At 57.0% G+C, this 19,009-nt stretch carries 17 protein-coding genes and 1 riboswitch; of the genes, 9 read left to right on the forward strand and 8 right to left on the reverse strand.

The features are described from left to right. Positions 1 to 6 precede the first annotated feature (6 nt). The 6 genes from ftsL to ilvI form a co-directional block, all read right to left on the reverse strand. Entirely contained in the window at positions 7 to 327 is a 321-nt protein-coding gene (gene ftsL / locus LC417_RS09155; RefSeq protein WP_003854764.1) for a cell division protein FtsL, read from the reverse strand. Continuing rightward, a complete protein-coding gene (rsmH, locus tag LC417_RS09160; protein WP_010253859.1) occupies positions 324 to 1,265 on the reverse strand; it encodes a 16S rRNA (cytosine(1402)-N(4))-methyltransferase RsmH in 942 nt (313 codons plus the stop codon). The genes ftsL and rsmH overlap by 4 nt, the downstream gene beginning before the upstream one ends. Positions 1,266 to 1,267: 2 nt before the next feature. Next, on the reverse strand, positions 1,268 to 1,726 hold the full coding sequence (gene mraZ / locus LC417_RS09165; protein ID WP_009092149.1) for a division/cell wall cluster transcriptional repressor MraZ: 459 nt from the start codon (positions 1,724 to 1,726) through the stop codon (positions 1,268 to 1,270). 494 nt (positions 1,727 to 2,220) lie between these two features. Continuing rightward, entirely contained in the window at positions 2,221 to 3,231 is a 1,011-nt protein-coding gene (gene cra, locus LC417_RS09170; RefSeq protein ID WP_010253851.1) for a catabolite repressor/activator, read from the reverse strand. Between the two features lie 196 nt (positions 3,232 to 3,427). After that, on the reverse strand, positions 3,428 to 3,919 hold the full coding sequence (ilvN, locus tag LC417_RS09175) for an acetolactate synthase small subunit (protein ID WP_003854770.1): 492 nt from the start codon (positions 3,917 to 3,919) through the stop codon (positions 3,428 to 3,430). Between the two features lie 2 nt (positions 3,920 to 3,921). Then, positions 3,922 to 5,643, reverse strand: a complete 1,722-nt coding sequence (gene ilvI, locus LC417_RS09180; protein ID WP_010671820.1) for an acetolactate synthase 3 large subunit — start codon at positions 5,641 to 5,643, stop codon at positions 3,922 to 3,924. Positions 5,644 to 6,374: 731 nt separating this feature from the next. Between ilvI and leuL the strand changes: the two genes are divergently transcribed. The 5 genes from leuL to leuD all read left to right on the forward strand — a co-directional run bounded on the left by leuL (position 6,375) and on the right by leuD (position 11,224). Further along, entirely contained in the window at positions 6,375 to 6,458 is an 84-nt protein-coding gene (leuL, locus tag LC417_RS22590) for a leu operon leader peptide (protein ID WP_099257765.1), read from the forward strand. A gap of 89 nt (positions 6,459 to 6,547) precedes the next feature. After that, positions 6,548 to 8,110 carry a 2-isopropylmalate synthase gene (leuA, locus tag LC417_RS09190; RefSeq protein WP_010253843.1) on the forward strand — a complete coding sequence of 521 codons (1,563 nt, stop codon included), beginning with the start codon at positions 6,548 to 6,550 and terminating at the stop codon, positions 8,108 to 8,110. A gap of 2 nt (positions 8,111 to 8,112) precedes the next feature. Then, positions 8,113 to 9,204, forward strand: a complete 1,092-nt coding sequence (leuB, locus tag LC417_RS09195) for a 3-isopropylmalate dehydrogenase (protein WP_223565754.1) — start codon at positions 8,113 to 8,115, stop codon at positions 9,202 to 9,204. A gap of 4 nt (positions 9,205 to 9,208) precedes the next feature. Further along, positions 9,209 to 10,615: a 3-isopropylmalate dehydratase large subunit gene (gene leuC / locus LC417_RS09200; protein ID WP_010671818.1), complete on the forward strand. Its 1,407-nt coding sequence runs from the start codon at positions 9,209 to 9,211 to the stop codon at positions 10,613 to 10,615. Between the two features lie 3 nt (positions 10,616 to 10,618). Next, entirely contained in the window at positions 10,619 to 11,224 is a 606-nt protein-coding gene (gene leuD, locus LC417_RS09205; RefSeq protein WP_179256887.1) for a 3-isopropylmalate dehydratase small subunit, read from the forward strand. A gap of 469 nt (positions 11,225 to 11,693) precedes the next feature. Here the strand turns inward: leuD and LC417_RS09210 are convergent, their stop codons facing one another. Next, a complete protein-coding gene (locus tag LC417_RS09210) occupies positions 11,694 to 12,872 on the reverse strand; it encodes an MFS transporter (RefSeq protein WP_010253833.1) in 1,179 nt (392 codons plus the stop codon). 253 nt (positions 12,873 to 13,125) lie between these two features. On the opposite strand from LC417_RS09210, the gene sgrR reads away from it, so the two are divergent. From sgrR to thiQ, 4 genes are all read left to right on the forward strand, one after another. Further along, positions 13,126 to 14,787 carry an HTH-type transcriptional regulator SgrR gene (sgrR, locus tag LC417_RS09215; protein WP_223565755.1) on the forward strand — a complete coding sequence of 554 codons (1,662 nt, stop codon included), beginning with the start codon at positions 13,126 to 13,128 and terminating at the stop codon, positions 14,785 to 14,787. Positions 14,788 to 14,822: 35 nt separating this feature from the next. Beyond that, a riboswitch (TPP riboswitch) is annotated at positions 14,823 to 14,925 on the forward strand. A 46-nt stretch (positions 14,926 to 14,971) separates the two neighbouring features. Continuing rightward, the gene (gene thiB, locus LC417_RS09220) at positions 14,972 to 15,958 is read left to right on the forward strand and encodes a thiamine ABC transporter substrate binding subunit (RefSeq protein WP_122889270.1); all 987 of its coding nucleotides are present in this window, start codon (positions 14,972 to 14,974) and stop codon (positions 15,956 to 15,958) included. Next, on the forward strand, positions 15,934 to 17,544 hold the full coding sequence (gene thiP, locus LC417_RS09225) for a thiamine/thiamine pyrophosphate ABC transporter permease ThiP (RefSeq protein WP_033787387.1): 1,611 nt from the start codon (positions 15,934 to 15,936) through the stop codon (positions 17,542 to 17,544). Before thiB ends, thiP begins: the two co-directional genes overlap by 25 nt. After that, the gene (gene thiQ, locus LC417_RS09230) at positions 17,528 to 18,229 is read left to right on the forward strand and encodes a thiamine ABC transporter ATP-binding protein ThiQ (RefSeq protein ID WP_022625397.1); all 702 of its coding nucleotides are present in this window, start codon (positions 17,528 to 17,530) and stop codon (positions 18,227 to 18,229) included. The genes thiP and thiQ overlap by 17 nt, the downstream gene beginning before the upstream one ends. 5 nt (positions 18,230 to 18,234) lie before the next feature. On the opposite strand, the gene LC417_RS09235 is transcribed toward thiQ, so the two are convergent. Further along, complete coding sequence (locus LC417_RS09235; protein ID WP_010253821.1) at positions 18,235 to 18,999, reverse strand: DedA family protein; 765 nt, start codon at positions 18,997 to 18,999, stop codon at positions 18,235 to 18,237. Between the last annotated feature and the right edge of the window lie 10 nt (positions 19,000 to 19,009).

Here is a 19,009-nt window from a genome sequence, read left to right on the forward strand (position 1 = left end):
AGGTCCTTATTTCTGCACCACGATATTTTCTTGTGAAGGATCAACGTGCTGCAGTTGCAGCTTCTCGGTGGCGATGCGTTCAACACGGCTGTGATCGCCCAGTGCATTCTCTTCCAGGATCAGGTTGCGCCACTCGATATCGAGTGCGTCACGCTCCAGCACCAGCTGTTCGCGCTGCGCGGTTAACAGTCGTGTTTTATGGGTGGTCGTCACCACCAGCACGGCAGAAACCACCACAGCGATCAGCAACAGCACCGGAATCTTGCCCTTTCGCAGCAGATCCCCGCCGATAACGGCAGGCAGACTGTGACGCTCATTACCGATCATGCGTCGGTTTTCTCCGCGATACGTAATACCGAGCTGCGCGCACGTGGGTTCTCAGAGACTTCAGCATCACCCGGCGACATTTTGCCGAGCAACTTCAGTTCACGCCCACCCAGGGCACGCAGCTGATGTTCAGTCATGGGAATCCCAGGCGGCACCTGCGGTCCGCGACTCTGATCGCGCATAAAGCGCTTCACCAGCCGATCTTCCAGTGAATGGAAGCTGATAACAGAGAGACGACCCTGCGGAGCCAGCACTTCAACAGCGCCTTTCAGGGCAATATCGATCTCTTCCAGTTCGCTGTTAATCCAGATACGAATCGCCTGGAAGCTGCGCGTGGCCGGATGCTTAAACTTATCTTTTACCGGCATGGCGATTGAGATCACCTCAGCCAGTTCCCGGGTCCGGGTCATCGGCTGTTCGCGATTACGCTCGACAATGGCCCGGGCGATGCGTTTGGCGAATCGCTCTTCACCGTAGGTCTTCAGGACAAACGCGATATCCGCCTCTTCTGCGTGCAGCAACCATTCTGCGGCGGAGTGCCCGCGCGACGGGTCCATTCGCATATCCAGCGGTCCGTCACGCATAAAGGAGAAGCCACGTTCGGCGTCATCCAGCTGCGGTGATGAAACCCCCAGGTCCAGCAAAATGCCGTCAATCTTTCCGACCAGATCCCGTTCAGAGACATACTCTGCCAGCGCGGAAAAAGGGCCATGAATAATTGAAAAACGCGGGTCGGTGATCTCTGCGGCAGCGGCGATAGCTTGCGGATCACGATCGATGGCGATCAGCTTTCCCTTCTCTCCCAGCTGCGAAAGAATCAGGCGTGAATGGCCACCACGACCAAAAGTGCCGTCGATGTAAATACCGTCTTCCCTGATATTGAGGCCGTTAACCGCCTCATCCAACAGCACGGTGGTATGTTTGAAATTTTCCTGCATAGCTATAGCGACAAGTCCTGCAACCGCTCAGATAAAGGCTCCTGAGCCGACTGTTCTGCGTCAATATCGTCCCTGACTTGTTGATACCAGGTCTGTTCATCCCACAGCTCAAACTTATTGAACTGTCCAACCAGCATCACTTCTTTGGTTAATTTTGCGTGCTGCCGAAGCGTATTCGCCAGCAGCAGGCGGCCTGCATTATCCATCTGACATTCACTGGCATGCCCCAGCAGCAAACGCTGCACGCGGCGCTCAAGTGGATTCATACTGGAAAGGCGTGCCAGCTTTTTTTCAATGATTTCCCATTCGGGCAGGGTATAAAGCAACAGGCATGGCTGGTGGAGGTCGATGGTACAGACCATCTGCCCCTGAGACTCCCCAATCAGCAAATCGCGATATCGCGTAGGTACGGCGAGCCGCCCTTTGCTGTCGAGATTGACTAACGTTGCTCCGCGGAACATGCCAGTCTCTTCTCCTCATCACCCATTTACGCCACTTTATCCCACTTTTTACCACGAAACGAGTTTAAGGATCCCATGAAATCCTTGTCAAGCCGGAGCGGCAGGTGAATATCACTATTTACAGAGTGAAGAATTAATCTCTGGCGACGATATAAACGAATAAAAGGGGAAAGTAAAAATTAAGCCGATGAATACCTGAATAAAAAAAACGACCCGGGAAAAAACGACTAAAAATGAAACAATGTAAAGGGCTAAATATTAATCGTGGTTTCTGAGACAGCGGCGGCATTTTAGGGGATTTCCGAAAGGAAGCCCAGCGGCTTCAGGCCAGACGGGAAAGTAAGTTTGTTGAAGTTGTAAGCAGATAATAAAAATAACCCTTTCTGCTTTGTTAGATTTGATGAGCAGAATTTACGCTTTTTTACGTCGACCTGTTTATTTAATCAGTTAAATCGTTAAATAAAATGGGCGGGCAGCGTAATACTGCCCGTGGCTCATTTAACTTTTCGGCTTAATTGTCCGCGACGGTATAAATTACGGCGAATGCGGGTTAACCCGGGTTTTGGTTTTCTGGGTTCATCCAGCGAGGCTAAAACTAATTCCAGCACGCGCTCTGCCACGTCGCGATGACGCTGACCCACCGCCAGCACCGGACACTCAAGAAAGTCCAGTAATTCGTGGTCGCCAAAGGTGGCGATGGCCAGCTCGGTCGGAAGCCGTCCGTCTCGTTTCAGCGTCACATCCATCACACCCTGCAGCAGACCAAATGAGGTGGTAAAAAGCGCCTCCGGCATCGGGTGATCTTCAAGGTATTGTTCAAACAGTGCCGCGGCGGCTGTGCGTTCGAAGCTATTGCAGTAGATATAGTCAATCGGCCGGGGATCGTCTTTCCATGCATCGCGGAAACCCAGCTCGCGCAGGAAACTTACCGACAGCTCGGGTAACGCACCGAGGAACAGCACATTTTTGACCTCAAGCTGACGCAGTTCAGCCGCCAGCATATGGGCATCGTCCTGATCGGCACCCACTACGCTGGTGAAATGTTCACGATCCAGCGCGCGATCTAACGCAATAATCGGCAGGGGATCGTTGATCCAGCGCTGATAAAAGGGATGCTCTGGCGGTAACGAGGTAGAGACGATGATCGCATCGACCTGCCGCTGTAACAGATGCTCAATGCAGCGCATCTCGTTATCGGGCTGATCTTCAGAACAGGCGATCAGCAGCTGATAGCCGCGCTGACGGGCCTGCCGCTCAAGATAGTTCGCAATACGGGTATAACTGGTATTTTCCAGATCGGGGATCACTAACCCAATTGAGCGCGTACGCCCGGCGCGCAGCCCGGCAGCCACTGCATTGGGGTGATAATTATGCTCACGTACCACCGCCATGACTTTCTCAACGGTTTTGTCGCTGACACGATACTGCCGCGCTTTGCCATTGATCACATAACTGGCCGTGGTGCGCGACACGCCTGCCAAACGCGCAATTTCATCCAGTTTCACGATAACCCCACCATCAAATCCGCTTTTACGGCAGAAATAGCCGCAGTTAAGCTATGGATAACTCATGGCTATCATCTAACAGCAGAAAAGTGCGCGGAGCAACCGCTTTTCTGAATGTAACTCGCCTGGCGCATAAAAAATAAAAAAACCCGGCATTTCGCCGGGTTAGGTGTGGATTGATGATGACGCTGCGTGATTAACGCATGATACGATCGCCGCGTGAAACGCCGACGATACCGGAGCGTGCCACTTCAACAATTTCAGCCACATCGCGAACGGTACTCAGGAAGGCGTCCAGTTTGTCACTGGTGCCTGCCAGCTGAACCGTGTACAGCGTCGGCGTTACGTCGATGATCTGACCACGGAAGATCTCGGCGTTACGCTTCACCTCTTCGCGGCCATAACCGCTCGCCTGAATCTTCACCAGCATGATTTCGCGCTCAACATAGGCGCCCTGCCCCAGCTCGGTAACGCGCAGCACATCTACCAGCTTGTGCAGCTGCTTTTCAATCTGCTCCAGCACCTTCTGATCGCCCACCGTCTGAATGGTCATCCGCGACAGCGTAGGATCATCCGTTGGCGCCACGGTCAGGCTCTCAATGTTATAGCCGCGCTGCGAGAACAGGCCGACGACACGGGATAATGCGCCGGATTCGTTCTCCAGCAGAACTGATAAAATACGACGCATAATTATGTCCTCTCCGTTTTGCTCAACCACATCTCATCCATGCTGCCACCGCGAATCTGCATCGGGTAAACATGCTCGCTACCGTCAACGGTGACATCCACAAATACCAGACGTCCCTTCGCCAGGGTTTCCAGCGCCAGCGCCAGCTTCTCTTCCAGCTCAGCCGGGTGCTCAATCGCGATCCCGACGTGGCCGTAGGCTTCCGCCAGACGCACGAAGTCAGGCAGTGACTCCATATAAGACTGGGAGTGACGACCGGAGTAGATCATATCCTGCCACTGCTTCACCATGCCCAGCACCCGGTTGTTCAGGTTCAGCACCAGCACCGGCAGATCGTACTGCAGCGCGGTGGAAAGCTCCTGAATGTTCATCTGGATACTGCCATCGCCCGTTACGCAGATGACTGTTTCGTCCGGCAGCGCCATCTTCACACCCAGCGCAGCGGGCAGGCCAAAGCCCATGGTGCCCAGACCACCGGAGTTGATCCAGCGACGCGGTTTATCGAAAGGATAATAGAGCGCAGCAAACATCTGGTGCTGGCCCACATCCGAGGTCACATACGCATCGCCTTTGGTCAGACGGCTGATGGTTTCAATCACCGCCTGCGGCTTGATTTTGTCGCTGGTGCGATCAAATTCCAGGCAGTGACGACTGCGCCAGCCCTCAATCTCCTGCCACCAGTCGTGCAGGCTCTCAGCGCGCTGGCTTTCGCTTTGCGCCAGTAACTCCAGCATCTGCTGCAGCACCTGCTTCGCATCACCGACAATCGGGATATCCGCCGCCACCGTCTTAGAGATAGAGGTCGGGTCGATATCGATATGCATCACCGTGGCGTTGGGACAATACTTCGCCAGGTTGTTGGTGGTGCGGTCATCGAAGCGCACACCAATACCAAAAATCAGGTCGGTATTGTGCATCGTCATATTGGCTTCGTACGTGCCGTGCATACCGAGCATGCCAACGCACTGACGATGAGTGCCAGGGAACGCGCCCAGGCCCATCAGCGAGGTCGTCACCGGAATATTCAGGCTTTCGGCCAGCTTTAACAGTTCGGCTTCGCAGCCTGCGGTAATGGCACCACCACCGGCGTAGATCACCGGCTTCTTCGCGGCCAGCAACGTGGTCAGCGCACGCTTAATCTGACCTTTATGGCCCTGAATAGTCGGATTGTAGGAGCGCATGCTCACCGTATCCGGCCAGTGATAAGGCAACTTGTTGGCCGGATTCAGAATATCTTTTGGCAGATCGATCACCACCGGCCCCGGACGTCCGGTGGAAGCCAGCCAGAACGCCTTTTTCAACACGGTTGGGATCTCTTCGGTACTTTTCACCAGGAAGCTGTGCTTCACTACCGGACGAGAGATGCCGACCATGTCGCACTCCTGAAAGGCGTCATAGCCAATCAGCGACGAGGGAACCTGACCCGAAAGGATCACCAGCGGAATCGAGTCCATATAGGCGGTGGCGATACCGGTAATCGCATTGGTTGCGCCGGGTCCGGAGGTGACGAGCACCACGCCGACTTCACCGGTGGCGCGCGCCAGGCCGTCAGCCATGTGCACCGCACCCTGCTCATGACGCACCAGAATGTGATCGATACCCCCGACGGTTTGCAGCGCATCATAGATATCCAACACTGCGCCACCCGGATAACCGAATACCTGCTTAACGCCCTGATCGATTAACGAACGGACGACCATTTCGGCTCCTGACAACATCTCCATCTTCTGCCTCCAGGCTTGAGGACCCGGCTCTGTTAATACGCCCGTTAGCGCGTACCACAAAGCCCCGGTGCCTGCTTTGCCAATCAAAATCTTATGTTTATGCATGACAGCGGAAACAACTGCCGCTGTCCGGTTACAGAGAAATCTGTTGAGTTTATTTTTCTGAGAGTAGGTCGATTACCATAACCGCAGTTAACCGGGCAGGCAAACCGCAAACCCACGTAAATTAAAAGGCAGGGGCGTAAAGGCTCTGCCCGATAAGAATTGGCTGCGCGGATTAAACTAATTACGCGGCAGAACCGCAGAGGAAAATGCTGATTAAGAAATTATTTTCAGCGTGATCTAAGAAATAACGAAAACTTATAACCTGGCTGCCCTGGCCCACAATCGCCTGACACTTTTCTTTTCTGGCGTAATTAACCATTAAATCGTTGAAGCGCATTCGATTATGCTAAAGAGCAGGTGATACATCCTGCGTCCTCGTAGGGCACCTTCCCGATAAAATCTTTTATTTTCAAGAAAATAAAATCAAACACCCGCAAAATCAGTGCTCATTCCCGGGTCGATTGCCTCCGCAGCCACTACGGCGCTGTTCATTACGCTGCCTGACCGTTAAATAACAGAATATCTTCCTCTGGCACCACTAAGAATACCCCTGCATTGAAGGTTGACATCCCTGAGTGATTCCAGTACCAATATGTACAGCACAACATTTTATAAGGTTTGAATCCATGTTTCGTTCTGTTCGCCTTCTCGGTCTACTACTAAACGCACTCAGCTTGCGCGGTAGACTTGTGGGCGGAATCAAACACTGATTCAAACCTGCTGAAAGTTAAAAACCCGCGCCTGTCGCGGGTTTTTTTATGCTCGTTGCCAGGCCAGAAAAAGCATAAGGATGATTACGATGAGCCAGCAAGTCATTATTTTCGATACCACTCTGCGCGACGGTGAGCAGGCATTACAGGCCAGCCTGAGTGTGAAAGAAAAATTGCAGATTGCTTTAGCGCTGGAGCGCATGGGCGTGGATGTGATGGAAGTCGGTTTCCCGGTCTCCTCACCGGGCGACTTTGAGTCTGTGCAGACCATTGCGCGCACCATTAAAAACAGTCGGGTTTGCGGTCTGGCACGCTGTGTGGAAAAAGATATTGATGCGGCGTACGAATCACTGCGTGTTGCCGAAGCCTTCCGTATTCATACCTTTATCGCCACCTCGCCGATGCACATCGCCACCAAACTGCGCAGCACGCTGCCGGAAGTGATTGAGCGTGCGGTGCATATGGTGAAACGTGCGCGTAATTATACCAGCGACGTTGAGTTCTCCTGCGAAGATGGCGGCCGTACCCCGATTGATGACCTGTGCCGGATGGTAGAAGCCACGATTAACGCCGGTGCCACCACCATCAACATCCCCGATACCGTTGGCTACACCCTGCCAGGCGAGTATGCCCACATCATCGGCGAGCTGATGAATCGCGTTCCTAACATCGACAAAGCAATTATCTCTGTTCACACCCACGATGACCTGGGTATGGCAACCGGCAACGCCCTGGCTGCCGTACAGGCGGGCGCGCGTCAGGTGGAAGGAACGATGAATGGCCTGGGTGAACGTGCCGGTAACTGTGCGCTGGAAGAGGTGATCATGGCGATTAAAACCCGCCAGCAGATCATGAACGTGCATACCAATATCAATCATCAGGAAATCTACCGTACCAGCCAGATGGTCAGCCAGATCTGCAACATGCCGATCCCGGCGAACAAGGCAGTGGTCGGCTCTAACGCCTTCGCTCACTCCTCGGGTATTCATCAGGATGGCGTGCTGAAGAACCGCGAGAACTATGAAATCCTGACGCCGGAATCGATCGGCTTACACAAAATCCAGCTGAACCTGACCTCACGTTCTGGCCGCGCGGCGGTAAAACATCGCATGGAAGAGATGGGCTATGCCGAGCAGGATTACAATCTGGATACGCTGTATGACGCCTTCCTGAAACTGGCCGATAAAAAAGGGCAGGTTTTCGATTACGACCTGGAAGCGCTGGCCTTCATCAACAAACAGAATGAAGAGCCGGAACATTTCCAGCTGCACGAATTTAACGTCCAGACCGGTTCCAGCATCACCGCCACCGCCTCTGTCAATCTGGGCTGCGGCGATGTCGCTAAATCGGATGCAGCCACCGGTAACGGCCCGGTTGACGCGGTCTACCAGGCGATTAACCGTATCACCCAGTTCGACGCTGAGCTGGTTAACTACAAGCTGACCGCGAAAGGCCACGGCGAGAATGCGCTGGGTCAGGTCGATATCGTCGTGAGCTACAACGGCCGCAAGTTCCACGGCATTGGTCTGGCGACCGATATTGTGGAGTCCTCCGCCAAAGCGATGGTCAACGCTCTGAACAATATCTGGCGTGCCCGTCAGGTTGAACAAGAATTGCAGCGCAAATTTAAAGATCAGAAGGAAACCGTATAACCATGTCCAGCTCATCTCATATCGCTGTTTTACCCGGTGATGGTATCGGCCCGGAAGTGATGGCGCAGGCTATGAAAGTGCTGGATGCCATTCGTCAGCGCTTTGATATGCAGATCACCACCCAGGAGTATGCGGTCGGCGGCATTGCTATCGATCAGCATGGTGAACCCCTGCCACCCGCAACGATTGCAGGCTGCGAGCAGGCCGACGCAATTCTGTTTGGTTCCGTTGGCGGCCCGAAATGGGAACACTTACCGCCGGCATCGCAACCGGAGCGCGGTGCGCTGCTGCCGCTGCGCAAACACTTTAAGCTGTTCAGTAACCTCCGTCCGGCTGCACTCTACAGCGGACTGGAGGCGTTTTGCCCGCTGCGCGCCGACATTGCTGCCAAAGGTTTCGACATTCTGTGCGTGCGTGAACTGACCGGCGGCATCTACTTTGGTCAGCCGAAAGGACGTGAAGGCAGCGGCCCGGAAGAGCATGCATTTGATACCGAGGTTTATCACCGTTTCGAAATTGAGCGCATCGCCCGCATCGCGTTTGAATCGGCGCGCAAACGCCGTAACAAAGTCACCTCGGTTGATAAAGCCAACGTGCTGCAGACCTCCGTGATGTGGCGTGAAATCGTCAACGAAGTGGCCAAAGAGTACCCGGACGTGCAGCTGAGCCACATCTATATCGACAACGCCACTATGCAGTTGATCAAAGACCCGTCGCAGTTTGACGTGCTGCTCTGCTCCAACCTGTTCGGTGACATTCTCTCTGATGAGTGCGCCATGATCACCGGCTCAATGGGGATGCTGCCTTCCGCCAGCCTGAATGAAGCGGGCTTTGGCCTGTTCGAACCCGCGGGTGGCTCGGCGCCGGATATCGCCGGTCAGAATATTGCCAACCCGGTCGCCCAGATCCTGTCGCTGTCGCTGCTGCTGCGTTACAGCCTGAATGCCGATGAGGCTGCCGACAGTATCGAACACGCCATCAGCCGTGCGCTGGAACAGGGCTATCGCACCAAAGATTTAGCCGGTGATGGTCCAGCGGTCAGCACAGATGAGATGGGCAGCATCATTGCCCGCTTTATCGCCGAGGAAAAATAAAAAAATGAAAACCTTATACCAGAAGTTATTTGATGCACATGTCGTCCACGAAACGCCAGAAGAAACGCCGTTACTCTACATTGATCGCCATCTGATCCATGAAGTGACCTCGCCCCAGGCCTTTGATGGTCTGCGCGCCCACGGACGTAAAGTCCGTCAGCCGGGCAAAACCTTTGCCACTATGGATCACAACGTTTCTACGCAGACCAAAGATATCAATGCATCGGGCGAGATGGCGCGTATCCAGATGCAGGAGCTGATGAAGAACTGCGCTGAGTTTGGCGTACAGCTGTATGACCTGAATCATCCGTTCCAGGGCATCGTCCACGTTATCGGTCCTGAGCAGGGCATGACGCTGCCGGGCATGACGATTGTGTGCGGCGACTCGCACACCGCCACGCACGGTGCGTTTGGCTCGCTGGCCTTTGGTATCGGCACCTCTGAAGTTGAACATGTGTTTGCTACCCAGACCCTGAAACAGGGTCGGGCAAAAACCATGAAGATTGAAGTGCTGGGCCAGGCGTCAACCGGCATTACGGCTAAAGATATCGTGCTGGCGATCATCGGCAAAACCGGCAGCGCAGGCGGAACCGGCTATGTGGTCGAATTCTGCGGTCCGGCGATTCAGGCGCTGAGCATGGAAGGTCGTATGACCCTGTGCAACATGGCGATTGAGATGGGTGCGAAAGCGGGCCTGGTGGCACCGGATGAGACCACCTTCAACTATCTGAAAGGTCGTCAGTTCTCGCCGCAGGGTGAGAAATGGGAGCAGGCCGTTGATTACTGGCGCACCCTGAAGTCTGACGAAGGCGCGAAATATGATGCGGTGGTAACGCTGCATGCTGAAGAGATTGCACCGCAGGTCACCTGGGGCACCAATCCGGGTCAGGTTATTGCCGTTGATCAGGTGATACCAAATCCGGCCTCGTTCGCCGATCCGGTTGAGCGCGCCTCAGCCGAAAAAGCCCTGGCCTACATGAACCTGCAGCCAGGCATCAAACTGACTGATGTGGCGATTGATAAAGTGTTTATCGGCTCCTGCACCAACTCACGCATCGAAGATCTGCGTGCCGCAGCCGCCATCGCCAAAGGCCGCAAAGTCGCGCCTGGCGTGGTCGCCATGGTGGTACCGGGTTCCGGCCCGGTGAAAGCGCAGGCCGAAGCGGAAGGTCTGGACAAAATCTTCCTGGAAGCGGGCTTTGAATGGCGTCTGCCAGGCTGCTCAATGTGTCTGGCGATGAACAATGACCGCCTGAATCCGGGCGAGCGTTGCGCGTCAACCAGCAACCGTAACTTTGAAGGCCGTCAGGGCCGTGGTGGACGTACTCATCTGGTCAGCCCGGCGATGGCCGCGGCGGCTGCCGTAACCGGCCACTTTGCCGACATCCGTGAACTGACGACAGGAGCTTAAGTCATGGCGAATAAATTTACTCAGCACACCGGCATTGTTGCGCCGCTGGATGCCGCGAACGTCGATACGGACGCGATCATTCCCAAGCAGTTTTTGCAGAAGGTCACCCGCACCGGTTTTGGACAGCATCTGTTCCACGATTGGCGCTTTGAAGATGACGCGGGCACCGTGCCAACGCCCGGCTTTGTGCTGAACAAGCCTGAGTTCAAAGGCACGAGCATCCTGCTGGCGCGTGAAAACTTTGGCTGCGGCTCTTCACGTGAGCATGCGCCTTGGGCACTGACCGATTTTGGTTTTCACGTGGTGATTGCGCCGAGCTTCGCGGATATCTTTTATGGCAACAGCTTCAACAACCAGCTGCTGCCGGTGAAGTTAAGCGAAGAGGAAGTGGATGAGCTGTTCAGACTGGTTGCGGACCAGCCCGGCATCAGCTTTACGGTAGACCTGGAAGCGCAGACGGTCACCGCTGGCGATAAAGTCTATTCGTTCGAGCTCGACAGCTTCCGCCGCCACTGCATGATTAACGGCCTGGACAGCATCGGCCTGACGCTGCAGCACGAAGCCTCCATTTCGAAGTATGAGCAGAATCAGCCCGCCTTCCTGCGCTAATTGAGTAAAATCAGGGCGACATTGGGTCGTAATGCTGATCAGTTAAGATTAGATTTGTAAAGGCTGTCACGGTCAAACGTGGCAGCCTTTTTTCTGGCCGAGCAAGCCGCAGTGCGGGCCAGCGCACCTCTGCTGCTGCCGGGCCGTCCTCGCGCCGCTCACGCGGTACCTTCGGCTTTGAGCCTCCACTCTCGTGCCCTTCTTAACAATACACACTGAAGTTTCAGAGCAGGCCGGTGCCGGGCAGGAGCAGGCAATCCGCAGCGCTGAACAGAATGAGTCTGCCAGGAGAGCCCGCAGGACGCGGGCGAAAGGCGGGGCGGCACAGGATGTGCCATCCCCGGCGGTCCGTCAGGCAGAGGAATGAAGTGAAGGAACCGCGCAGCGGCGCGAGGACCGCCAGCCCCTGCCCGGCACCAGACTGCGTTATCACCTGTCGCTTAACTGACTGGCATTACGCCCTTCTTCTTTATACGTCGCGCACTCGTGCCGACATCACCAGCGCCACAATAGCCAGCCCGAATGCCAGCCAGTAAACCGCCTCATGTCCCAGTCGCTCACTGAGTGTGCCCTGAATCACCCCAGCCAGAATCATGCCGGTCGAGATCGAGTTGGTGAACATGGTGGTCGCTGCACCAGGCCGTCCTGGCATCAGATCCTGAAACCACAGCATCCCTATGCCAGCAATAATCCCGACAAACACCGCGTTAAACAGCTGCAACACCATCAGCGACGTGCGGGAATTGAATAGCACCAGCCCCAGATAAAACAGTACGCCAGCCGCCACCGCGATCAGCATTAACCGGCGCTTGCCGATACGCCGCGCGTAATGTCCGGCCAGCAGCATCACCGGGATCTCCAGCCCTGCCGCCGTCCCCATCAGCAGACCGGCCAGCTTCTCGGGCAGGCCCAGCGTGGTGCTGATATAGAGCGGCATATCGATGATATACATAGTGTTGCAGGTCCACATCGCGACTGAGGCCAGGAACAGTAAACGCACATCCCGATCGCGCCAGCCACTTAGCGGCAGCCCGCCGCTTTGCATCAGGGGCTGCGAACGTGGCACCGACGGCACGGTGAACCAGACCAGCAAGATACAGATCAGAAACAGTGCGGCGGCCACCATAAATAGCGTCACAAAGCCGTAGTTCAGCGCCAGCGCGAAGGAGAGCGGCGGCCCAATCACCCACGCCAGCGACAGCTGTGCACGCATCACCGAACTGAACATCACCGCTTCACGCGCCGACTGATCGGCATATTCCCGCGCCAGCGCAAACAGCTGAGGCATCGAGACGCTGGCCAGCGCCGACAGCAGCACGCCCAGCGTCAGCAAGGTCAGATAGTGGCGGGTAAAGGCAAACAGCAGCGCATTGACCAGCGCCATCAGGCAGCAGAAGAGAATGATATGACGACGATCGCCGACGCTGTCAGAGCGCTTTGCCACCAGCATGCTCACCACGATACCGGCCACCGCATTGATGGTGAAAAACAGTCCGACCCAGAAGGGCCGCGCCTGCACCTCGCGCGTCAGAAACAGGCTGAGCGTCGGCGCCTGCAGTGCGCCCGCAATGCCCAGCATGAACGAGGCGACCATAAAAGCGAGGTAAACCGGATTGATGCGGCGCTGCCGCGTTAACAGCGATTTCATACCGAAATCCCTTACAGAACAAACAGAGGGGAAAAAGAAGGGTAGACGATACCGCGCAACATGAAAAAAGCCAGCAGAGATCATCTGCTGGCGGTGTAAATGCACCCTACTCAGAAAAGCACTCCGCTGAACAGCGAAGTCAGGGTCGAACGCCATTCAGTGCTGAATGCCTCCCGCTCTTCCCATAACGCAAAGTTTGCTCTTAAAATAGGGCAAGAAAAACAGAGCGCTTTTCACCGGGAGTTCCTCTTTTATGTCCTCATCACGTCTGAAGCAGCAGTTCATTCGCCTGTGGCAGAGCTGTCAGGGGCAAACGCAGGAGATTACCCTTAGCGAACTGGCTGACCTGCTGCACTGCTCGCGCCGCCATATGCGCAATCTGCTCAACCGGATGCAGGCCGCGGGCTGGCTGATCTGGCAGGCGGAAGCCGGACGCGGCAAGCGTTCACAGCTTACCTTCTGCTATACCGGACTGGCCCTGCAGCAGCAACGTGCCGAGGATTTGCTGGAGCAGGATCGCATCGATCAGCTGGTCCAGCTGGTGGGCGATAAAAATCAGGTACGGCAGATGATCGCCGCGCATCTGGGCCGCAGTTTCCGTCAGGGCAAGCATATCCTGCGGGTGCTCTACTATCGTCCGCTGCTCAATCTGCTGCCCGGTTCGCCGCTGCGGCGCTCCGAAACCCACATTGCGCGACAGATTTTCAACGGCCTGACGCGGATAAATGAGGAAAACGGGGAAATCGAGCCCGATATTGCGCACCACTGGCAGCAGACTTCCCCGCTTCACTGGCGCTTTTTTCTGCGTCCGGCGATTCGCTTTCATCACGGCAGAGAACTGGAAATGGAGGATGTGCTGGCCACGCTCGAGCGTCAGCGCCCTCATCCGCTCTTTTCCCATATCGAGCAGATCGACTCGCCCGCGCCCTGGACGCTGGATATCCGCTTAAGCCAGCCCGATGAAGGGTTGCCCTGGCTGCTGGGCAGCGTCAGTGCGATGATCCTGCCGCGCGAATGGCCGACGCTGCACGATTTTGCCCGCCAGCCGGTTGGCACCGGTCCTTACCGGGTGATCCGCAATCAGGAGAGTCAGCTGAAGATCGAAGCGTTTGATGACTATTTTGGTTTTCGCGCCCTGATTGATGATGTCTCTATCTGGGTACTGCCCGACATCAGCGATGAGCTGGTCTATGCCGGTGTCCGTCTGCAGGGCGATGGAGCCGATGAGATTCAGGAGGAGAGCCGTCTTGAAGAGGGCTGCTACTATCTGCTGTTCGACCAGCGTTCAGAACAGGGACGCAACGAGGCGGTCCGGCGCTGGGTCAGCTACCTGTTTAATCCTATCGCCCTGCTCAATCACGCCGGTGTCGGCTACCAGCGCTACTGGTTTCCGGCGTATGGCCTGCTGCCGCGCTGGCATCACCGGCGCGACCTGACGCCAGTGGAAAAACCGCCCGGCTTAACCCATCTGACGATGACCTGGTACAGCCAGCACGTGGAGCATGAAGGCATCGCTAACGCGCTGCGTCCGCTGCTGGCAAAGCATGGCGTCACGCTGGAGACCCGCGAGATCAGCTACGAAAGCTGGTATCAGGGCGAAGCGGAAAGTGATATCTGGCTTGGCAGCGTGAACTTTACCCTGCCGCTGACTTATTCTCTGTTTGCGCAGCTTTATGAGATCCCGTTGCTGCATCACTGTCTGCCGATCGACTGGCACAGCGATGCGGCCCGCTGGCGCGAGAAAACGCTGCCGCTGGCCGAATGGAGTAAACAGTTAGTCGAAGAAGCGGGTCTGCATCCGCTGTTTCACCACTGGCTGCTGCTTGAAGGTCAGCGCAGCATGCGCGGCGTTCGGATGAATACGCTGGGCTGGTTTGATTTTAAATCCGCCTGGTTCGCGCCACCCGCGCTGTGAGGCTTTCGCCCCGGCGCTGAAATGACTAGAATGTGACGTTCTCAACGGGGTGCCGCCTGCCACCAGCAAGCAGCTGAGAGATACCCGTCGAACCTGATTCGGTTAATACCGACGTAGGGATTTGGGAGGCCTCTGTGCTCAGATCCTTTGCGACTCATCCCCTATTCTCCTGAAGGAGCGCAAAGTGTTAAACAAAGTTCTGCCGGTGCTGCTGTTACTCTCCGCCCCCGTTCTGGCGGCTAAGCCGGTTCTCACGGTCTACACCTACGACTCCTTCTCCGCTGACTGGGGCCCTGGCCCGGCGGTTAAAAAAGCCTTCGAGGCGCAGTGCAACTGCGAGCTGAAATTCGTCACGCTGGAAGATGGCGTGTCGCTGCTGAACCGCGTGCGCATGGAAGGGAAAAACAGCAAAGCCGATCTGGTACTGGGGCTGGATAACAATCTGGTACAGGCGGCGCAGAAAACCGGTCTGTTTGCCGAAAGTCAGGTCGATACCTCGACATTAAAACTGCCCGGCGGCTGGCACAACACTACCTTCGTGCCGTTTGATTATGGCTACTTCGCGTTTGTCTATGACAAAACCCGGCTGAAGAATCCGCCAAAAAGCCTGAAAGAACTGGTCGACAGCCCGGAGAAGTGGCGGGTGATCTACGAAGATCCCCGTACCAGCACCCCCGGCTTAGGCCTTCTGTTGTGGATGCAGAAAGTCTATGGCGATCAGGCACCGCAGGCGTGGCAGAAGCTGGCGCAGAAAACCGTGACGGTGACCAAAGGCTGGAGTGAAGCCTATGGCCTGTTCCTCAAGGGCGAAGGCGATCTGGTGCTGAGCTACACCACCTCACCGGCTTACCACATCATCGAAGAGAAAAAAGAGAACTATGCCGCCGCGCCGTTTGCAGAGGGCCACTATCTGCAGGTTGAAGTTGCCGCGCAGTTAGCCAGCAGCAAGCAGCCGGCGCTGGCACAGCAGTTTATGAAGTTTATGGTGTCACCCGACTTCCAGCGCACGATTCCCACCGGTAACTGGATGTACCCGGTAATCGACACGCCACTGCCTGCCGGTTTTAGCGCACTCACTGTGCCCGCCACCGCTCTGCAGTTCTCGCCGGAAGAGGTTGCCAGCCAGCGTTCAGGCTGGATCAGCCAGTGGCAACGCGCCGTCAGCCGCTGATGCCGCGCTGGCTTATCCCCGGTTCGCTCGCCACGCTGCTGTTAATCAGCGTGGCGCTGCTGGCCTTCGGTGCACTCTGGAGCGCCGCGCCAGAGAATGACTGGCGCAGCGTGCTGCAGGATGATTACCTGCATCACGTTATCGCCTTCTCTTTTGGTCAGGCGCTGCTCTCCGCGCTGTTGTCGCTGCTGCCAGCGGTGCCGCTGGCGCGCGCGCTCTATCGACGCCGTTTCCCTGGCCGTCAGCTGCTGCTGCGTCTGTGCGCCATGACCCTGGTACTGCCGGTGCTGGTGGCGGTATTTGGTCTGCTCACCGTCTATGGTCGTGTCGGCTGGCTGGCGCAGCTGTGCCAGCTGGCAGGGATTGATTACCACTTCTCTCCCTACGGTCTGTCGGGCATTTTGCTGGCGCACGTCTTCTTTAACCTGCCGCTGGCGACCCGCCTGATGCTGCAGGCGCTGGAGAGCATTCCGGCGGAACAGCGTCAGCTGGCGGCACAGCTCGACCTGCGCGGCTGGCACCATTTTCGTCTGCTGGAGTGGCCATGGCTGCGGCGTCAGCTGCTGCCGACCGGCGCGCTGATCTTCATGCTCTGTTTCGCCAGCTTTGCTACCGTGCTCTCGCTGGGCGGCGGCCCGCAGGCGACGACCATCGAGCTGGCGATTTTCCAGGCGCTGAGTTATGACTACGATCCGGGGCGCGCTGCACTGCTGGCGCTGATCCAGCTTGGCTGCTGCGTGACGCTGGTGCTGCTCAGCCAGCGCTTCAGCAAAGCGATTCCCGCCGGAACCAGCCAGCTGAACGGCTGGCGCGATCCGCAGGATTCGCGCGGGGCGCAGCTGGTTGATGCGCTGCTGATCCTGCTGGCGCTGATCCTGCTGCTGCCCCCGCTGGCGGCGGTTATCATCGATGGTCTGCACGGCGGACTGCGCGGCGCGCTGGCGCAGCCTGCACTCTGGCAGGCGACGTTTACCTCACTGCGCATCGCCACCGGCGCCGGTCTGCTCTGTGTGGTGCTGACCATGATGCTGCTGTGGAGCAGCCGCGAGCTGCGCCTGCGTCAGCGCCCGGCGGCGGCAACCCTTATCGACACCAGCGGCATGCTGATTCTGGCGATGCCAGGCATCGTGCTCGCCACCGGCTTTTTCCTGTTGTTTAACGCCACTATTGGTCTGCCGGCGTCGGCGGACGGGCTGGTGATCTTCACCAATGCGCTGATCGCCATTCCCTATGCGCTGAAAGTGCTGGAGAACCCTATGCGTGACGTCGCGGAGCGTTACGGCAGACTATGTGATTCGCTGGATATCCACGGCTGGAACCGGCTGCGGCTGATTGAACTGCGGGCGCTGAAACGTCCGCTGGCCCAGGCGCTGGCCTTTGCCTGCGTGCTGTCGATCGGTGATTTTGGCGTGGTGGCGCTGTTTGGTACTGCCGATTTCCGCACCCTGCCGTTCTACCTTTATCAACAGATCGGTGCCTATCGCGGTGCTGACGGTGCAGTGACCGCGCTGCTGCTGCTGCTGCTCTGTTTGTTGCTGTTCACCCTGATGGAAAAATTACCAGGCCGCCATGCTGACACTGAATAACCTCACGTACCTTTATCAGCATCTGCCGATGCGTTTTAGTCTCAACGCCACCCGCGGCGAGCGCATCGCGATCCTCGGCCCCAGCGGGGCCGGTAAAAGCACCCTGCTGAGCCTGATTGCCGGTTTCCTGCCGGTGAAACAGGGCACCCTGATGATTGACGGCCAGGAGCACACCCACAGCGTGCCGGCCAGACGGCCCGTGTCGATGCTGTTTCAGGAGAACAACCTGTTTCCGCACCTCAGCGTGCAGCAGAACATGGCGCTGGGATTGCACCCCGGACTGAAGCTGAGCGCCGGGCAGCGCCAGCAGCTTGCGGCGCTGGCCGATCAGGTGGGATTAGGCGATCTGCTGACGCGGCTGCCGGGCGAGCTGTCAGGCGGACAGCGACAGCGCGTGGCGCTGGCACGCTGTCTGCTGCGTGACCGTCCGGTGCTGCTGCTGGATGAGCCTTTTTCTGCGCTGGATCCTGCGCTGCGCGGAGAGATGCTGCAACTGGTGCGTTCGGTGTGTGAAGCGCGCAGCATCACGCTGCTGATGGTGTCGCACAGTCTTGAAGATGCCCAGCAGATTGCGCCGCGCAGCGTGGTGATTGTGGATGGCCGGGTTTACTGGGATGGCGAGACCCGGCAGTTACTGTCGGGCGACACGCGGGAGGCCGAAGTGCTCGGCATCCCGCGTCGTTAAGCGATTCAGGCGAAGAAAACCTGCCACAGAAGATGACGGAAAATGGGCATCATCGGATGGAACTGAATACCGACGAAAGCCGCGACGGCAATCACCAGCCCCAGCGGCCCTGCCCAGCGCAGGCGCTCAGGCGGCAGCCAGGCTGATGCCCAGTCGCGACTCTTGCCGCTGCGCCACCAGCGCCAGCATAACCAGACACCCAGCCAGATCAGCAGTGCTGCGCCGAGTAACAGCCATTTAAAGCTGCCGCCCTGCGCGGCTTTGGGCACATCGATCGCCACACCCGCCAGAATACCGGGCAGCAGGTAGAGCGGCGGCCAGAGAATGCAGCCGATAATGTTTGGCGGCAGGAATTTACGCACCGGCAGCTCCAGCATACCGGCCGCCAGCGGGATCAGCGGACGCGTGGGGCCAACAAAGCGTCCGACCAGAATCGTAAACATGCTGTGCTGATGCAGGGCGTGCTCGGTTTTATCCAGCAGGCCTTTATACTTTTGCAGATACTTCCAGCGATGCAGCGGCCCCTGAAATTTCCAGCCGATGCCGTAGGAAACCCAGTCACCAATCAGGCAGCCCGCAAAGCCCGCCGCCCAGGCCGGGTAAAGGCCAAGTTCGCCACTGCCGACCAGCGCGCCCAGACTGGCCATCATCACCGTACCTGGCAGCAACAGCCCGACCAGCGCCAGCGACTCCAGAAACGTCACCAGCGCAACGGCAAACAGCGCCCACTCCAGGGACTGCGTAATCAGTTGTTGAATCCAGGCTTCCATAATCATCCTA

The sequence above is a fragment of the Pantoea sp. OVA07A genome, from assembly GCF_019969975.1.
Classification (GTDB): Bacteria; Pseudomonadota; Gammaproteobacteria; order Enterobacterales; family Enterobacteriaceae; genus Pantoea; species Pantoea agglomerans.

Excerpts from the sequence above, each read along its gene's own strand:
- ftsL (WP_003854764.1), bottom strand. The coding sequence starts at position 327 with ATGATCGGTAATGAGCGTCACAGTCTGCCTGCCGTTATCGGCGGGGAT.
- leuB (WP_223565754.1), top strand. The coding sequence starts at position 8,113 with ATGTCCAGCTCATCTCATATCGCTGTTTTACCCGGTGATGGTATCGGC.
- LC417_RS09235 (WP_010253821.1), bottom strand. The coding sequence starts at position 18,999 with ATGGAAGCCTGGATTCAACAACTGATTACGCAGTCCCTGGAGTGGGCG.
- leuL (WP_099257765.1), top strand. The coding sequence starts at position 6,375 with ATGTTTCGTTCTGTTCGCCTTCTCGGTCTACTACTAAACGCACTCAGC.
- leuC (WP_010671818.1), top strand. The coding sequence starts at position 9,209 with ATGAAAACCTTATACCAGAAGTTATTTGATGCACATGTCGTCCACGAA.
- mraZ (WP_009092149.1), bottom strand. The coding sequence starts at position 1,726 with ATGTTCCGCGGAGCAACGTTAGTCAATCTCGACAGCAAAGGGCGGCTC.
- leuD (WP_179256887.1), top strand. The coding sequence starts at position 10,619 with ATGGCGAATAAATTTACTCAGCACACCGGCATTGTTGCGCCGCTGGAT.
- ilvI (WP_010671820.1), bottom strand. The coding sequence starts at position 5,643 with ATGGAGATGTTGTCAGGAGCCGAAATGGTCGTCCGTTCGTTAATCGAT.
- leuA (WP_010253843.1), top strand. The coding sequence starts at position 6,548 with ATGAGCCAGCAAGTCATTATTTTCGATACCACTCTGCGCGACGGTGAG.
- rsmH (WP_010253859.1), bottom strand. The coding sequence starts at position 1,265 with ATGCAGGAAAATTTCAAACATACCACCGTGCTGTTGGATGAGGCGGTT.
- LC417_RS09210 (WP_010253833.1), bottom strand. The coding sequence starts at position 12,872 with ATGAAATCGCTGTTAACGCGGCAGCGCCGCATCAATCCGGTTTACCTC.
- ilvN (WP_003854770.1), bottom strand. The coding sequence starts at position 3,919 with ATGCGTCGTATTTTATCAGTTCTGCTGGAGAACGAATCCGGCGCATTA.
- thiQ (WP_022625397.1), top strand. The coding sequence starts at position 17,528 with ATGCTGACACTGAATAACCTCACGTACCTTTATCAGCATCTGCCGATG.
- sgrR (WP_223565755.1), top strand. The coding sequence starts at position 13,126 with ATGTCCTCATCACGTCTGAAGCAGCAGTTCATTCGCCTGTGGCAGAGC.